The sequence below is a fragment of the Bifidobacterium hominis genome, assembly GCF_040095915.1.
GTDB lineage: Bacteria > Actinomycetota > Actinomycetes > Actinomycetales > Bifidobacteriaceae > Bifidobacterium > Bifidobacterium hominis.
Genome location: NZ_JBBMFR010000002.1, coordinates 101301 through 117737 on the forward strand (window position 1 = coordinate 101301; position 16437 = coordinate 117737).

The following is a 16437-nucleotide window of genomic DNA, read 5'->3' on the forward strand; positions in this document are numbered from 1 at the left end:
CAAACGGGAAATGAGAAAGGTATCTCGTGGCAGAAGGTGCGGTATTCGACGCCCAAGCGGTAACCGATGCGGTTGCCGAGGGCATCGCGAAAATCGAAAACGCCTCCAGCATGGAGGAATTGAAAGCCATCAAGACGCAGTACGCCGGAGCGGAATCCGCGATGACGCAGGCCAGCAAGGCCATCGGCGCGTTGCCGAAGGACCAGAAGAAAGACGCCGGCAAGATTATGGGCAAGCTGCGCGCCGATTTCGGTCGTGCGTATGGCACCAAGGAACAGCAGGTCAAAGCCGAGGAAGAGGCCCGTGCGCTTGCCGCCGAAACCGTGGACATGACCCTTCCGGTCAATCGTAAGCCGCTTGGCGCGCGCCATCCGTTGCCGAAGCTGATGGAGGATGTCGAAGACTTCTTCATCTCCATGGGCTGGCAGATTTCCGACGGTCCTGAAGTGGAAACCGAATGGTACGACTTCGACGCGCTGAACTTCGGTCCCGATCATCCGGCACGTCAGATGCAGGATACCTTCTACGTCAAGGGCAATCAGGCCAAGGATGCCGCAGGCTTCGTCGGATCCAACATGGTGCTGCGCACCCAGACCTCCTCCGATCAGGTGCGTGGTCTGCTCACCCGTGGCGTGCCGCTGTACATCGCATGCCCAGGCCGTGTGTTCCGCACCGATGAGCTCGACGCCACCCATACGCCGGTGTTCCATCAGGTGGAGGCTCTTGCGGTCGACAAGCATCTGACCATGGCCGACCTGAAGGGCGTGCTCGATAAGCTTGCCGTGGCCATGTTCGGTCCGGAAGCCAAGACCCGTCTGCGCCCGAGCTATTTCCCGTTCACCGAGCCGAGCGCCGAACTCGACCTGTGGTTCCCCGATAAGAAGGGTGGCGCAGGCTGGCTTGAATGGGGCGGCTGCGGCATGGTCAACCCGAACGTGCTGAAGTCCGCAGGCCTCGATCCCGAGGTCTACACCGGCTTCGCCTTCGGCGTCGGCGTGGAGCGTACCCTGCTGCTGCGCCATGACATCAACGACATGCACGACCTGGTCGAAGGCGACGTGCGATTCAGCGAACAGTTTGTGATGGGGGAGTGATTGACCCATGCCAATGGTTGACATTGATTGGCTCAAGGACCACGTCGAGGTTCCGGAAGGCCTTACGTACGAACAGCTTGCCAAGGATCTGGTGAAGGTCGGTCTCGAAGAGGAAGAGATTCACACCTCCCAGCTGGTTGGTCCGATCGTCGTCGGCTACGTGGTCGATGCCACTCCGGAACCGCAGAAGAACGGCAAGATCATCAACTGGTGCCATGTCGACGTCGGTGACGAATACAACGAAACCGATGAGAACGGCAACAAGGTGCCGCGCGGCATCATCTGCGGCGCTCCGAACATGGCCGCAGGCGAGAAGGTCGTCGTGACGCTTCCCGGCGCTGTGCTTCCGGGCGATTTTAAGATCGAGCCGCGCAAGACCTACGGTCATATCTCCAACGGAATGTGCGCTTCCGAGCGTGAGCTTGGTTTGGGCGATAACCATGATGGCATCATCCTGTTGCGCAAGTACGGCTTCACCCCGGAAGAGTATGAGAAGCTCCAGCCGGGCGACGACGCCATGCACCTGCTGCACTTGGATGAGCCGCTGCTGGAAATCAACATCACTCCGGATCGCGGCTACGCGTTCTCATACCGTGGCGTGTCTCGCGAATACCATCATTCCACCGGTGCCGCCTACACTGATCCTGCTGTCGCTCTGAATGAGAAGGCGCCGATCACTAAGGGTCTGCCGGAAGGCACCAAGACCGATATCGAAGTGATCGTCGACGACAATAATCCGATTCACGGTGTGGTCGGATGCGATCGCTATTACGCTCGCGCGGTCAAGGGCTTCGATCCGGCCAGCCATACGCCGAACTGGATGCGTCGCCGTCTGGCCCGTGCAGGCATGCGTTCCATCTCCTTGGCTGTAGACATCACCAACTATGTGATGCTCGACTTGGGACAGCCGATGCACGCCTACGATCTGGATAAGATCGAAGGACCGATTGTGGTGCGCCGCGCCAATGAGGGTGAGAAACTCACCACACTGGATGGCAAGGACCATGATCTGAGCATCGAAGATCTGCTGATCACCGATTCCCCGAACGGTGAGCGCGGTTCCCGTGTGCTCGGCATCGCCGGCGTCATGGGTGGTCTGTACGGCGAGGTTACCGCTGAGACCAAGAACATCCTGCTGGAATCCGCGCACTTCGATCAGGTGTCGATCGCGCGTTCCGCACGTCGTCACAAGATTCCGTCCGAAGCCTCCCGTCGTTTCGAACGCGGTGTGGACGACCAGCTGCAGCCGGCAGCCGCCCAGATGGCGGCCGAACTGATGGTCAAGTACGGCAATGGCGAGCCGAGCGAGCACCCGACCGACTTCAATACCGTCTCTAACCGCCGTCCGATCCTGTTCAAAGCTTCGGAAGTGGCTCGTGTGGCCGGACTTGATACGGACGTGAACACCATCAGCGACATTCTTACCGATATCGGTTGCTCTGTCGCAGGAGGCGGCAACGGCGAGTTTTCCGTGGTGCCTCCGAGTTGGCGCCCCGACTTGAACGAGCCGTGCGATCTGGTTGAGGAAGTGGCACGTCTTGTCGGATATGACGAGATTCCCGTCACCGTGCCGCCGGCACCGGTCGAAGGCAGGGTCGGTCTGACTGCTGAGCAGCTGCGTAAGCGTCAGGTTGCCGATGAACTTGCCGAATACGGCATGGTGGAAACGTTGAGCTATCCATTCGTCGGCGATGAGGATTACAAGAACTTCGCGTTGGACGCCGCTGAGACGAAGAACATCAGCGTGGAGATCGCCAACCCGCTCGCCGGTGATCGTCCGTTCCTGCGTCGTGACATTATTCCAACGCTGGCACAGACCGTTCAGCGCAATCTGCGTCGCGGTGTGGAGAATGTGTCTCTGTATGAGATTGGCCACGTGTATCTGTGGGATCCGAACGCTCCGGCGATTCCGGCGCTGCCGGGTGCCGTCAAGCCGACGGACGAGCAGCTTGCCGCGCTTGATGCCGGTCTTCCGGAACAGCCGATGCACGTTGCTGGCATTCTGACCGGCAACGCCGTTGACTCCGGTTGGCTGGGCGACCGCCGCGCAGTGGATTGGTCTGACGCCGTCGAGGCGGTGCAGCGCATCTCCGACCGTATTGGCGCAGCTCTCACACTGGATCAGCCGAAGGCTGAAGATGTGTCGGCACAATGGCATCCGGGCCGTGCAGCCCGCGTGATGGCCGGTGACGTATTCGTCGGCATGGTCGGCGAGCTTCACCCGCATGTCAACGAGGCGTTGGGCTTCCCTGCCCATTCCGCGGCCTTCGAATTGGATTTGACCGCGCTGTTCGCCACGTTGAGCGGCAAGCCGGTGCAGGCCAAGCCGATTTCCACCTTCCCGCCGGTCAAACAGGATCTGGCTTTCACGGTGTCCACCGACGTTACGGCCGCTGAACTCAAGCAGGTCATCGTCGAAGCCGCCGGAAACAGTCTTGAAAGCATTGAGCTGTTCGATGTGTACACCGGCGATCAGCTGGGCGAAGGAGAGAGGTCCTTGGCCTACGCGGTCACATTCCGTGCTCCGGATAAGACTCTCGCCTCCGAAGACAGCGAAGCTATCCGCAAGCGTATTGTGGATGAAGCGTCCAAACTGGGTGCGCAGCTGCGCGCCTGATCTCGACCTTCCCAAGAACAGAGGATGATTATGAACGAACCGGAACAGTATCAGCCGAACAACACCGACGAACGTCAGGAGACGGCTGATGCTGCTCCGGTTTCGTCATCTTCTGGTGCCGCTGCGCCTTCACAGCCGGAGTATGGTCAAATCAACCAACCCGAATATGGCGCGATGAGCAGCCAGCTGCCAGCCGGCTACGATCCGTACGTGTATGGCGCGCCTGAACCTGAACCGCAACCTGTGGATGCCGTCCAGCAGCAGAATATGCAATATCAAACGGGGCAATACCCTCCAAACGGGCAGCAGCCAATGCCTCCGTACAATGCGAACGGACAACAGAATCCATACGGTGCCAATCCGTATGGGTCAAATCCGTATGATCCGAACCAATATCCACAACAGGGCAATATGCCCTATCTGCCGAATCTGGATCTCAACGATCCCCGGCAGAATCCCGCATACGGCCATTGGGATGCCTATGCGATCATGTCTCTCGTGTTTGCCGTGCTGATGCCGGTGCCGGTCCTTCCTGCGTTGGTCGGCGCAATCTCGATGTGGCGCACCAAGAAGCTCCACATGAAAGGGCATGGCTTGGCTCTCGCCGCGGTGATCATCAACGTGCTGTATACTTTGGCCGTGATTTGGTTGGCGATGCATGGACTATCCGTCGCCGACCTGTATAACGAGACCTTGCAGTACATGCTTGGCGGTGCGGGATCAGGCCAAGGAGACGAGTCAATCACCGCCTGATTCGGCGTGTTTCCTTGTCTTCTGATAATCGTCATAGTCACGCAATGACCACTATGCGACACGAAACGAATGCATAATTATGCAATATAGTGCATAAAGTGTATGCTGAATGTGTTTTCAGTGAGTCAATGAAAAGAGACGTGACTATGGCCAAATACACAGTAGCCGTGGCCGGCGCGACCGGATATGCGGGAGGCGAGGCCCTCCGTATCCTCGCGGCCCATCCATATTTCGAAGTGACGTGCGTGACCGGGCATTCGTCCGTTGGGGACAAGCTTGGCAAGCATATGCCGCATATTCCGCAACTTGCCGACCTTGTGGTGGAAGACACCACTCCGGAAGTTCTTAATGGGCATGATGTCATCATTCTTGCTCTGCCTCATGGGGCATCCGGCGCATTGGCCTCGCAGCTTGATCCGAATGCCGTGGTGGTGGACTTGGGGGCCGACCATAGGCTTGAGGAAAAAACCGCATGGGATGAGTTCTACGGCGGTGACTTCTATGAGCACTGGACTTACGGCATGCCTGAGCTTATTACCGGCATATCCGAAGATGGTTCTTACCGGCGCCAACGTGAAGTGATTCCAGGAACCACGCGTATTGCCGGTCCGGGATGCAATGTGACCGCAACTACATTGGCGCTGCAGCCGGGCATTGCCCAAGGGCTTGTTGAGCCGACGGATATTGTTGCCGATCTGGTGGTCGGTTACTCCGGCGCAGGGAAGAATCTGAAGCGCGTCAATTTGCTTGCAGCTGAGGCATTCGGTTCCGCATTACCGTATTCTGTCGGCGGCACTCATCGTCATATTCCTGAGATTTTGCAGAACTTCGCCCATGCTGCAGGAAAGAACGCAGCTGTGGCAAATGAGTTCACGCTGGGATTCACTCCTATTCTTGCGCCAATGGCCCGTGGCATTCTTGCCTCGGTTTCCGCTAAACTAACCGATAAAGCATTGAGCATGTCGGATGCTGAAATCAGGCAGGTTTGGGCTGACGCATATGCGGATCAGGATTTCATGATTGTTTTGCCTGAAGGCGTTATGCCGGCCACCGCCAACATCATCGGATCGGACGCGGCCCATATTCAGGTGGCCGTCGACCGCAAGGCAAGTCGTTTGCTGGCCTTCGCGGCAATTGACAACCTCAACCGTGGCACGGCCGGACAAGCGGTGCAGTCGTTGAATGTAGCACTGGGACTTCCTGAAGATGCAGGACTGACAAAGATTGGAGTGGCGCCATGAGCGTAACGTTTGCGCAAGGTTTTTCCGCGGCTGGCGTGGAAGCCGGTATTTCCGCAGTCGAAGGTAAGAAGGATCTGGCTCTTGTGGTCAATAACGGTCCGCTGGATATGGCTGCCGGAGTGTTCACTTCGAACCGTTTCTGCGCAGCTCCCGTGCAGTGGACGCGCAAGATCGTGGCCGACGGTCATGTGAAAGCCGTCATCCTTAATTCCGGAGGCGCAAACGCATGCACCGGCCAGCCGGGATATGAGCAGTCCAAGGCCACGGCCCAAAAGGTCGCGGCGCTTGTAGGTGCCAAAGACAGTGATATCGCGGTCTGCTCCACGGGCCTGATCGGTGAGCTTCTGCCTCTTGACCATGTGCTTTCTGGCGCAGACAAAGCGTTCGCGGCCCTTGCCGATACCGCTCAGGCCGGTGCGGATGCGTCCCATGCCATCATGACCACCGACACCAAGCCGAAAACCGTTGAGTTGGAAGGCTCCAACGGCTTCCATATCGGAGGTATGGTCAAGGGGTCGGGCATGATTGCCCCGCAGTTGGCCACCATGCTGTGCGTCATCACTACGGATGCCGTGGTGAGCGCCGGCCAGTTGCAGGCGGCATTGAATGCCGGAGTGGAGATGTCGTTCAACCGCATCGATGTGGATGGATGCATGTCCACCAACGATACGGTGCTCCTGCTCGCATCCGGCGCTTCGGGCATCGAACCCGATCCGGACGAATTCAACGATCTCGTTGCGCAGGCCACGGCGTCTCTGGCACGCCAGATCATCGGCGATGGCGAAGGCGCGAGCCACGACATCCGTGTCAAGGTGATCGGCGCCACCACGGAGGATGCGGCGCTTGCCTGCGGTCGTGCGGTGGCCGCGTCCAACCTGCTTAAATGCGCCATTTCCGGCAATGACCCGAATTGGGGACGTATCGTCAGCTCGTTGGGCACCGTGCCGCCGGAAGTCGCGCCATACGATTCCAATAAAGTCACGGTTGATGTCAATGGCGTGCGTATCTGTGAGAACGGCGGAGCCGGACGCGACCGATCCGAAGTCGACATGACTCCGCGCGAGGTGCACATCGACATAGATTTGCATGCGGGAAATGCGGAAGCAACTGTCTGGACTGACGATTTGACCCACGAATACGTACACATTAATGCAGATTACGAAAGCTGATTGAACGGTAATGACCAAGGAACTCAAAGGACCTGGATTCCATTTTGACGTGCATACCGATTTGCGCGCCGACCAAAAGGCGGAAGTGCTGATTGAGGCACTGCCATGGCTTGAGGAATTCGCCGGACAGCGCATCGTCATCAAATATGGCGGCAATGCGATGATCGACGATCATCTCAAAGCCTGTTTCGCTGAAGATATGGTTTTTCTGCGACAGGTCGGCTTGCATCCGGTTGTGGTGCATGGCGGAGGCCCGCAGATCTCGCACATGCTTAAGGCTTTGGGCATTAAGTCGGAATTCAAGGGAGGTCTGAGGGTCACCACGCCGGAGGCCATGGATGTGGTGCGTATGGTTTTGACGGGCAAGGTTTCCCGTGAACTTGTCGGATTGATCAACGCCCATGGCCCGTTCGCAGTCGGTCTTTCCGGCGAGGATGGTGCGCTCTTTTCCGCCATGCAGCGCAAGCCGATCATCAATGGCTCTCCAACCGATATTGGTTTGGTCGGCGACGTGGTGAGCGTCGACGCATCCGCGGTTGAGGATCTGATCAATGCCGGACGCATTCCTGTTGTTTCCTCGGTGGCTCCAAATGAGGATGATGCTACCGAAGTGTTGAATGTGAACGCCGATTCCGCGGCTGCGGCGCTTGCGGCCGCCCTTGGAGCCAGCAAGCTGGTCGTGTTGACTGATGTGGATGGCTTGTACGCCGATTGGCCAGACAAGGACTCTTTGATCGGACGCATCGGCGTGGAGAACCTACGCGATATGCTGCCGGATTTGGAAAGCGGCATGCGTCCCAAGATGGAGGCCTGCGTCAGGGCCATCGACGGAGGTGTGCCTCGCGCCCATATCATCGACGGACGCAAGCCGCATTCCATCCTGAATGAGATTTTCACCACAGATGGCATTGGAACCATGGTCGTTCCCGAAGACGGTATTGAAATGAGGAGCTCGTATGGCAACTGAACAATTGGAAAACCTCGGCAGTGAGGACGCCAAGTGGCTGGGGAAGTACTCCCGAGTGCACATGAACGTGTTCGGCACGCCGCTTCGCGTTATGGACCACGGAGAAGGCGCGCATGTCTGGGACGTCGATGGCAATGAATACCTCGACTTCCTTGCGGGCATCGCGGTGAACGCACTCGGCTACGCCCACCCGAAATGGGTGAAGGCCGTCAGCGAGCAGGCCGCCAAAGCCGCCCATGTGAGCAACTACTTCGCCACGGAGCCGCAGATCAAACTGGCGTCGAAGCTCATTGAGCTTGCGGACGCTCCCGAGGGATCTCATGTGTATTTCGGCAACTCCGGAGCGGAAGGCAACGAGGCGGCATTGAAGCTTGCCAAACTGTATGGACGCACCTTGCCGGGCGCATCGCCTGCCATTGGCGGGAAGCCGGCACGTATCATCGCCATGACCCACGGCTTCCATGGGCGTACCATGGGCGCGCTGTCCGCAACGTGGAAGCCCTCCATCCGAGAAGCGTTCGAGCCGCTGGTTCCCAATATCGAATTCGTCGAAGCTGGTGACGAGGCCGCATTGCATGACGCGTTTGCCGAAACCGGTCTCGGCAAATACGGCAAGGGACCTGTCGCCGCCGTCATCATGGAACTGATCCAAGGTGAGGCTGGCGTGCGTCCGCTTGGGGCCGGCTATGTGAAGAAGGCCCGTCAGATGTGCGACGACAACAACGCGCTGCTCATCATCGATGAGGTCCAGACGGGTATCGGGCGTACCGGATCCTGGTTCGCGTTCCAGCGTGAGGATCTCTCGGGCGGAGTGGTTCCGGATATCGTAACCTTCGCCAAGGGCGTTGCAGGCGGTTTCCCGATGGGTGGCATGATCTCCTTCGGCGCCAAGCTTTCCGCACTGTTCACCCCAGGCTCCCACGGCTCCACCTTTGCGGGCAATCCGCTCGGAGCGGCCGCCGCGATGGCCACGTTGGAAACCATTGAGGAAGACGGCCTTGTGTCCAACGCCGAGGCGCGTGGCCAGCAATTGCGTGACGGCATCATGGCTTGCGGCAATCCGCTTTTCGTCTCCGTGCGTGGACGTGGCTTGCTCGATGCGGTCGAACTTGCCCATCCATGTGCGCATGCGGCGATGAATTGGGCGTTGGAGCACGGCTTGATCGTCAACGCGGTGGCGCCAGATGCGCTTCGTCTTGTTCCTCCGCTGGTGGTGACTGAACAGGATATTGATCAGGCCATCTCCATCCTCGCGAAGATCCCCGCGAATCTTCCCAACGACTGAACATAGCCGGCAATCACAACGAACTGAAACTCTTTTGAAAGGAGCCAACAATGGCAACTCCTGAATTGCGCCACATGTTGCGCGATGACGATCTCAACCATGAAGAACAGAAGCAGGTTCTCGAACTCGCCATCAAATTCCACAACGATCGTTTCTACCATCAGCCATTCGCCGGCCCGCAGGGCATCGCGGTGATCTTCGACAAGCCGAGTACCCGAACCCGTTCCAGCTTCTCCATTGGCGTTGCCGAACTGGGCGGCTATCCGCTGGTCATCGACAAGTCCGGCTCCCAGCTTGGCCGTGGCGAACCGGTCGCCGACACCGCACGCGTGCTTGACCGCATGGCCTATGGCGTGGTGTGGCGCACCTTTGGCCAGGATCGTGTGGAGGAAATGGCCAAGTATTCCACCCATCCGGTGGTGAACGCTCTGACGGATGAATTCCATCCCTGCCAGATTCTTGCCGACTTCCAGACTATCGCAGAACATCGTGGTGGCGTCGACAATCTGAAAAACCAGACCATCGCCTACCTCGGCGACGCGGCCAACAACATGTCGAACTCCTATCTGCTTGGTGGCGCCGTGGCCGGCATGAACGTGCGTGTCGCAGGGCCGAACGGCTATCTGCCGGATCCGCAGATCGTTGCCGATGCCGAAGCCATCGCATCCGAAACCGGCGGTTCCGTGTTGGTGACCACCGATCCGAAGGAAGCGGTCGCCGGTGCCGACTGTGTGTTCACCGATACATGGGTTTCCATGGGCGAAGAATCGGAATACGCCATCCGTTCCAAGCCGTTCTGGGATTATCAGGTGAACGCCGAACTCATGTCTTATGCCAAGGAAGACGCTATCTTCCAGCATTGCCTGCCGGCATACCGTGGCAAGGAAGTCACCTCCGAAGTCATCGACGGACCACAGTCCGTGGTGTGGGACGAGGCCGGCAACCGTCTGCATGCGCAGAAGGCACTGCTGACTTGGCTTACCGGCAAGACCCGCGGCGATGAAAGCCTGCTGGCCTGATGACGGACCAAACACCTGCGCTGCAACGTCCTGCCACACGGGCCGCTCGATTGAGCGCCATCGAGCAGGCGTTGCTGACGCGCATCGTCACCTCGCAGTCGCAGCTGTCCCAGATTCTCGCGGATCAGGGCATCGAAGTGACCCAGGCCACCTTGAGCCGCGATCTTGACGAGATCCATGCCACCAAAACCCGTTTGGCTGACGGAACCGTGGCCTATGCGCTGGGCAGACAGCCGGAGGAAAGCGCGTCGGCCAATCCTGATGCAAAAACGGAACAACAGATGAATCGTGTGCTTTCGGGACTGGTCACTTCGGTCGCGGCGGCTAGGAATCTGGTGGTGGTCCACACGCCGTCTGGCGCGGCCCAGTATGTGGCAAGTGTGATCGACAAGCAGCCCATCGATGGCGTGCTCGGCACCATTGCCGGGGACGATACCGTCATGGTGATCTGCGCCGATGACGATTATGCGAAACAGCGTGCGCAATGGCTGTTGGACGTCGTGTCCAAAGGCTGAATAGCCGTATAGTGGACGCGACGCACCGTATATGCATAAATATACAGAGCATTGCATATACTGATGAATAACGTTTGATGTTAGAAAGGGAAACCATGAGCGATCAGAATCGTCTCGTCTTGGCATATTCCGGTGGTCTGGATACCTCCGTCGCCATCTCATACCTAAAGGAACGCACCGGCAAGGATGTCGTGGCCGTGTCCCTCGACGTCGGTCAGGGTGGCGAAAGCCTCGAAACCATCAAGCAGCGCGCGCTTGCCTGCGGCGCCGTCGAAGCCTACGTGGTCGACGCCCGTGACGAATTCGCCAATGAATACTGCATGAAGGCATTGAAGGCCAATGCGCTGTACGAAGGCGTGTATCCGCTGGTTTCCGCCATTTCCCGTCCACTCATCTCCAAGCATCTTGTACGTGCCGCACACCAGTTTGGTGCTGACACCATTTCCCATGGCTGCACCGGCAAGGGTAACGATCAGGTTCGTTTCGAGGTGTCCATCTCTTCCATCGACCCGACGTTGAAGGCCATCAGCCCGATCCGCGACCTGTCGTTGACCCGCGACGTCGAAATCGCCTTCGCCAAGGAGCACAAGCTTCCGATTGTGCAGACCGAGAAGAGCCCGTTCTCCATCGACCAGAACGTGTGGGGCCGTGCCATCGAAACCGGCTTCCTCGAGGATCCGTGGAACGGCCCGACCAAGGACTGCTATTCCTACACCGATGATCCGGCATTCCCGCCGGTCGAAGATGAGGTCGTCATCGAATTCAAGCAGGGCATCCCTGTCAAGATCGACGGTCATGACGTCACCCCGCTGCAGGCTATCGAAGAGATGAACCGTCGCGCAGGTGCACAGGGCATCGGACGTATCGATCTGATTGAGGACCGTCTGGTCGGCATCAAGTCCCGCGAGCTGTACGAGGCTCCGGGCGCTATCGCACTGATCACCGCCCACCAGGAACTCGAAAACTGCTGCCTCGAGCGCGAGCAGCACCGCATCAAGCGCGATATCGACAAGCGCTGGGCCGAACTCGTCTACGATGCGCAGTGGTTCTCCCCGGCAACGCAGTCCCTGAACGCCTTCATCGAAGACACCCAGAAGTACGTTTCCGGCGAAATCCGCATGATCCTGCACGGTGGGCGCGCCGTCGTGACCGGTCGTCGTTCTGACACCTCGCTGTATGACTACAATCTGGCCACTTACGATTCCGGTGATAGCTTCGATCAGAAGTCGTCCAACGGCTTCATCGACATCTATGGTCTGCCGAGCCGTGTGGCCGCAGCCCGCGACGTCAAGTTCGGCAATGGCATCGAGGTTCCGGAAAACAGCGTTGAGTAAGTGAGTTTTTTACGCTGAATCGTCTCGATAATGGGGGAGAGCGTACCGTTAGGACCATCCTGACTGGTATTCTCTCCCTCAGTCATATCTGCAAGGAGAATGAAGTAACAATGACCGAGAGCACAACCAATGGTGAACACCTCGCCCTGTGGGGCGGCCGTTTCAAGTCCGGCCCGTCTCCGGAACTCGCGCGACTAAGCAAGTCCACCCAATTCGATTGGCGTCTTGCCGATGACGACATCGCAGGCTCACGTGCCCATGCCCGTGCGCTTGGACGTGCAGGACTGTTGACCGCCGATGAATTGCAGCGTATGGAAGACGCTCTCGACGAACTGCAGCGCCGTGTGGACTCCGGTGCGTTCGCTCCGATCGAAGACGATGAGGACGAGGCCACCGCATTGGAACGTGGGCTGCTTCAGATCGCCGGAGATGAGCTTGGAGGCAAGCTTCGCGCCGGTCGATCCCGCAACGATCAGATCGCCGCGCTGATTCGCATGTGGCTCCGCCGCCACAGCCGCGTCATCGCCAAAATGCTGCTTGGTCTCGCAGCCACACTGACCGAACAGGCCGAAAAGGCCGGACGCACCGTCATGCCGGGCCGCACCCACATGCAGCACGCCCAGCCGGTGCTGCTCGCACACCAGCTCATGGCCCACGTGTGGCCGTTGCTGCGCGACGTGGAACGTCTTGCCGATTGGGATAAGCGCATCGACGCCAGCCCGTATGGTTCCGGCGCCCTCGCCGGCAACACTCTCGGCTTGGAGCCGGTGGCCGTGGCCCGCGAGCTCGGTTTCTCCAAGGTGACCGCGAACTCCATCGACGGCACCGCCAGCCGTGATCTGGTCGCCGAATTTGCATTCATCGCAGCCATGGCGGGCGTCGACATCAGCCGACTGTCTGAAGAGATCATCATTTGGAACACCCAGGAATTCGCGTTCGTGCGCCTTGACGACGCCTATTCCACCGGCTCGTCCATCATGCCACAGAAGAAGAACCCGGATATCGCGGAACTCGCACGAGGCAAGTCCGGCCGTCTCATCGGCGATCTGGCTGGTCTGCTCACTACGCTAAAGGGCCTGCCTACCGCTTATGCGCGTGATCTGCAGGAAGACAAGGAAGCGGTGTTCGACCAGGTCGACACGTTGGAAGTGCTTCTTCCGGCCTTCACCGGTATGGTCGGCACCATGGTCTTCAACAAGGAGCGCCTCGAAGCGGAAGCTCCGACCGGCTTCGCCCTTGCCACCGACATCGCTGAATGGCTCGTCAAGAATGGCGTGCCGTTCCGTCATGCGCATGAGCTTTCTGGCGCATGCGTGAAGATCGCCGAAGACCGTGGTCAGGAACTTTGGGATTTGACCGACGATGACTTCGTCGAGGTCTTCAAGGAATTCCTTCCGGCCGACAAGGCACCTGAAGTGCGTGAGGTGTTGTCCACCGAAGGTTCGGTTTCCGCCCGTAACGGCAAGGGAGGCACGTCTCCGCTGCGCGTGCGCGAGCAGATCGTTTCCGCGAAAACCGCCATCGAACAGCTGCGCGCGTTCGCGAACTCCGTCAGCGATGGCCCTGCATACAAGACGCCGGAATCATTGCTCAAGTGAGCTTTAATCGGATCCCAAACAAACGATTCCGAAGTCGACGAAACGAAAACCAATCGACACCAATCGAATAGGCAAGGCAAAGCGGTGCTGCTGACACGCATGCAGATACAACATCTTGTCCGTATTCACGGGCGGGAAATCCTTAACCATGAACATATGCGGATCGAGAGAGAATGCTACCAGCATGGCGTGGTCACCACATTCGCGCATTCCATCCGTGTGGCCTGTCTGGCCGTATGGATCGCAGACAGGCTGCACTTATGGCATAGGGTGGATTTGCGTTCGCTGATTCGCGCCGCTTTGCTGCATGATTATTTTCTTTATGATTGGCACGAGTGGGACGATGGTGTGCATCGCATGCATGGTTTCACTCATGGTGGCACCGCCATGCGCAATGCCATGCGCGATTTCCGCCTCAATCGTGTGGAACGCGACAGCATCGAAAACCATATGTTCCCGCTGACGCCTTGCCCACCAAGGTATATCGAAGGATATCTGGTGACTGTGGCTGACAAGATCAGCGCCACGCAGGAGACGCTTTCTCTGGACCGTTTCAACAAGCCGGCGCTTGACAATCCGGAGAGTGGAAAGTGAAATGCATGGCATGATTGCATTGGAATACCTGTTTTTATGGTTCCTGCTGTATGCATTTGTCGGATGGGTGTACGAGTCGATTCTGGTATCCATTTCGGAACATCGTTGGGTGAACCGAGGTTTCCTCAACGGTCCGCTTTGTCCGATCTACGGTTGCGGCGCGGTTTTGGCGATTGTGCTGTTGCACGATCTGCATAACCCCGTGGTGATTTTCTTCATTTCGTCGTTTGGCGCATGCACGCTCGAATACGTTACCTCTTGGGGTATGGAAAAGCTGTTCCACGCCCGATGGTGGGACTACAGCCACTACCGGTTCAACATCCAGGGGCGAATCTGCCTACTGGGAGCCGTGGTGTTCGGCTTTGCGGGCGTGATCATCACTGACGTCACCCAGCCGGTGGTGGAACGTATAACACGGATGATTCCTTTGCCGGCCGTGCATTGGATGTGTGCGATTTTCGCTGTGATCGTTATTACAGATACCGTCATCACAGTGCTTGGCGTCATCGATCTTGCCGACAATCTTGCGAAGTTCAGCGAAACCGTCCAAACATATGCGGAAAAGGCCGGCGACTCGTTGCAATGGGGTAGGGATGCTTTCCGAGATAAATTCCGTGGTACGTTCCAAGGCCTGTCGGAATCCTCCCAAGAGGCGTTTGAGGCTCTTGCCAACATGCAGGCCACTGCAACTTCCATTTTGAACAGACAGCAGCGTCGTATGATCAGTGCGTTCCCGCGTTTGCGCTCCACGGATTCCACCAAATACAGCAAGATCATCGAAACCGTACGTGAAATGCTGCGTCGCAGGCAATCGCACAATAATGCCGACATCAAATAATTCCACGAAAAACGCCGAGTGTGGCTGTCTTCATCTTCTGCGAAACTGTAGGATGCGTAAAACGCAGTATCATCCGCAATTCAATAGGGAGAAAGCACAGCTATGGCTCACGTCATCGATTTCAAGGAGGCCGGTTTCGAGTCCGTCCTCGATGAACTGGAATGGCGCGGGTTGATTTCCCAGTCCACTGACAGGGATCGACTCGCCGAAGCGTTGAATGGAGATCCCATTTCCTATTATTGCGGTTTTGATCCGACCGCAGCTTCCCTGCATATCGGCAATCTGGTGCAGCTGATCAATATGCGCCATCTTCAGGCTGCGGGTCATCATCCGATTGCTTTGGTCGGCGGCGCCACCGGTTTGATCGGCGATCCGCGCCAGTCGGGCGAACGCACGTTGAACCCGAAGGATGTCGTGGCTGGTTGGGCCGAGCGTCTGAAGGCGCAGATCGGCGGCATTCTCGAAGTGGAAGGCAGCAATCCGGTTCGTTTCGTATCCAACTATGATTGGACCGCCTCCATGAACGTCATCGATTTCCTGCGTGACGTCGGCAAGAACTTCCGTTTAGGCACCATGCTTGCCAAAGACACCGTCGCCCGTCGACTGAATTCTGAAGAGGGCATTTCCTTCACCGAGTTCAGCTATCAGGTGCTGCAGGGCAACGACTTCCTGCATCTGTTCGACGAATACCAGTGCGTGCTGGAGCTTGGCGGATCCGACCAGTGGGGCAACCTCACGTCCGGTCTTGACCTGATCCACAAGGTACGTGGCGCGGATGTGAACGTGTTCACCAGTCCGATCATCACCGACGCTCAAGGCAAGAAGTTCGGCAAGTCCGAAGGTAACGCCGTCTGGCTTGATGGCACTATGCTGAGCCCGTACAAGTTCTACCAGTTCTGGTTCAACCGCCCCGACAGCGAGATGGAGAACCTGCTGAAGGTGTTCACGTTCCTGCCGAAGGCGGAGATCGAACGTCTTGTGGAGGAAAGCAAGACCAATCCGGGCGCACGCGAGGCGCAACGCACCTTGGCTTGGGAGGTCACCAGCTTGGTGCATGGTGAGGAAGCCACCCGACAGGCCATTGAGGCCGCCGGCGCGTTGTTCGGCCGTGGCGGCGATCTTGCAGGCATTGACGAGTCCACGCTTGAAGCCGCTCTTGACGGCGTGAAGATCGACGGCGAGTTCGCCAAGGCTGCGGTGGGCGACCGTGTGGCGGAAGCCGGCATGAAGGCCGGACTGTTCAAGTCGATTTCCGAAGCGCGCAAGACGATCAAGGCCGGCGGCGTGTATCTGAACAACGCCCGTGTTGAAGACGAAGAGCAGATCCTCAACGAAAACGACTTCCTGCATGGCCGTTTCGCATTGATTCGTCGCGGCAAGAAGGCCCTCGGCGTCGTCGAAAACGCGTAAGCG

Annotated in this window: 14 protein-coding genes; all 14 read left to right on the forward strand. The window is 58.1% G+C overall.

Annotation, left to right across the window (positions count from 1 at the left end):
- Window positions 1-26: 26 nt before the first annotated feature.
- The gene (gene pheS / locus WMO36_RS01845; protein ID WP_004222372.1) at window positions 27-1094 is read left to right on the forward strand and encodes a phenylalanine--tRNA ligase subunit alpha; all 1068 of its coding nucleotides are present in this window, start codon (window positions 27-29) and stop codon (window positions 1092-1094) included.
- 7 nt (window positions 1095-1101) lie between these two features.
- The gene (gene pheT / locus WMO36_RS01850; protein ID WP_302694598.1) at window positions 1102-3711 is read left to right on the forward strand and encodes a phenylalanine--tRNA ligase subunit beta; all 2610 of its coding nucleotides are present in this window, start codon (window positions 1102-1104) and stop codon (window positions 3709-3711) included.
- 24 nt (window positions 3712-3735) lie between these two features.
- Window positions 3736-4464, forward strand: coding sequence for a DUF4190 domain-containing protein (locus WMO36_RS01855; RefSeq protein WP_180753691.1), 729 nt, complete (start codon window positions 3736-3738; stop codon window positions 4462-4464).
- A gap of 146 nt (window positions 4465-4610) precedes the next feature.
- Window positions 4611-5705: an N-acetyl-gamma-glutamyl-phosphate reductase gene (gene argC, locus WMO36_RS01860; RefSeq protein ID WP_349076602.1), complete on the forward strand. Its 1095-nt coding sequence runs from the start codon at window positions 4611-4613 to the stop codon at window positions 5703-5705.
- The gene (gene argJ / locus WMO36_RS01865) at window positions 5702-6874 is read left to right on the forward strand and encodes a bifunctional glutamate N-acetyltransferase/amino-acid acetyltransferase ArgJ (RefSeq protein ID WP_250778500.1); all 1173 of its coding nucleotides are present in this window, start codon (window positions 5702-5704) and stop codon (window positions 6872-6874) included. Before argC ends, argJ begins: the two co-directional genes overlap by 4 nt.
- A 10-nt stretch (window positions 6875-6884) precedes the next feature.
- On the forward strand, window positions 6885-7841 hold the full coding sequence (argB, locus tag WMO36_RS01870; RefSeq protein WP_065435325.1) for an acetylglutamate kinase: 957 nt from the start codon (window positions 6885-6887) through the stop codon (window positions 7839-7841).
- On the forward strand, window positions 7831-9126 hold the full coding sequence (locus WMO36_RS01875) for an acetylornithine transaminase (RefSeq protein WP_349076605.1): 1296 nt from the start codon (window positions 7831-7833) through the stop codon (window positions 9124-9126). Before argB ends, WMO36_RS01875 begins: the two co-directional genes overlap by 11 nt.
- Window positions 9127-9176: 50 nt before the next feature.
- Complete coding sequence (gene argF / locus WMO36_RS01880; RefSeq protein WP_099571196.1) at window positions 9177-10145, forward strand: ornithine carbamoyltransferase; 969 nt, start codon at window positions 9177-9179, stop codon at window positions 10143-10145.
- The gene (argR, locus tag WMO36_RS01885; RefSeq protein ID WP_004222349.1) at window positions 10145-10660 is read left to right on the forward strand and encodes an arginine repressor; all 516 of its coding nucleotides are present in this window, start codon (window positions 10145-10147) and stop codon (window positions 10658-10660) included. Before argF ends, argR begins: the two co-directional genes overlap by 1 nt.
- Window positions 10661-10737: 77 nt before the next feature.
- Window positions 10738-11994: an argininosuccinate synthase gene (locus WMO36_RS01890; protein WP_003810287.1), complete on the forward strand. Its 1257-nt coding sequence runs from the start codon at window positions 10738-10740 to the stop codon at window positions 11992-11994.
- Window positions 11995-12104: 110 nt separating this feature from the next.
- Window positions 12105-13592 (forward strand): argininosuccinate lyase, encoded by a 1488-nt coding sequence (gene argH / locus WMO36_RS01895; RefSeq protein ID WP_022244997.1) that lies wholly within the window; start codon window positions 12105-12107, stop codon window positions 13590-13592.
- Window positions 13593-13691: 99 nt separating this feature from the next.
- The gene (locus WMO36_RS01900; protein ID WP_349076606.1) at window positions 13692-14186 is read left to right on the forward strand and encodes an HD domain-containing protein; all 495 of its coding nucleotides are present in this window, start codon (window positions 13692-13694) and stop codon (window positions 14184-14186) included.
- A 10-nt stretch (window positions 14187-14196) separates the two neighbouring features.
- Window positions 14197-15024: a putative ABC transporter permease gene (locus tag WMO36_RS01905; protein ID WP_349076693.1), complete on the forward strand. Its 828-nt coding sequence runs from the start codon at window positions 14197-14199 to the stop codon at window positions 15022-15024.
- A 102-nt stretch (window positions 15025-15126) separates the two neighbouring features.
- Window positions 15127-16434, forward strand: coding sequence for a tyrosine--tRNA ligase (tyrS, locus tag WMO36_RS01910; protein ID WP_099571195.1), 1308 nt, complete (start codon window positions 15127-15129; stop codon window positions 16432-16434).
- Window positions 16435-16437: the final 3 nt, after the last annotated feature.

Coding starts and splice junctions, on each gene's coding strand:
- pheT (WP_302694598.1), top strand. CDS start 1,102: ATGCCAATGGTTGACATTGATTGGCTCAAGGACCACGTCGAGGTTCCG.
- WMO36_RS01855 (WP_180753691.1), top strand. CDS start 3,736: ATGATTATGAACGAACCGGAACAGTATCAGCCGAACAACACCGACGAA.
- tyrS (WP_099571195.1), top strand. CDS start 15,127: ATGGCTCACGTCATCGATTTCAAGGAGGCCGGTTTCGAGTCCGTCCTC.
- argF (WP_099571196.1), top strand. CDS start 9,177: ATGGCAACTCCTGAATTGCGCCACATGTTGCGCGATGACGATCTCAAC.
- argH (WP_022244997.1), top strand. CDS start 12,105: ATGACCGAGAGCACAACCAATGGTGAACACCTCGCCCTGTGGGGCGGC.
- WMO36_RS01875 (WP_349076605.1), top strand. CDS start 7,831: ATGGCAACTGAACAATTGGAAAACCTCGGCAGTGAGGACGCCAAGTGG.
- argB (WP_065435325.1), top strand. CDS start 6,885: ATGACCAAGGAACTCAAAGGACCTGGATTCCATTTTGACGTGCATACC.
- argJ (WP_250778500.1), top strand. CDS start 5,702: ATGAGCGTAACGTTTGCGCAAGGTTTTTCCGCGGCTGGCGTGGAAGCC.
- WMO36_RS01900 (WP_349076606.1), top strand. CDS start 13,692: ATGCAGATACAACATCTTGTCCGTATTCACGGGCGGGAAATCCTTAAC.
- WMO36_RS01905 (WP_349076693.1), top strand. CDS start 14,197: ATGATTGCATTGGAATACCTGTTTTTATGGTTCCTGCTGTATGCATTT.
- WMO36_RS01890 (WP_003810287.1), top strand. CDS start 10,738: ATGTTAGAAAGGGAAACCATGAGCGATCAGAATCGTCTCGTCTTGGCA.
- argC (WP_349076602.1), top strand. CDS start 4,611: ATGGCCAAATACACAGTAGCCGTGGCCGGCGCGACCGGATATGCGGGA.
- argR (WP_004222349.1), top strand. CDS start 10,145: ATGACGGACCAAACACCTGCGCTGCAACGTCCTGCCACACGGGCCGCT.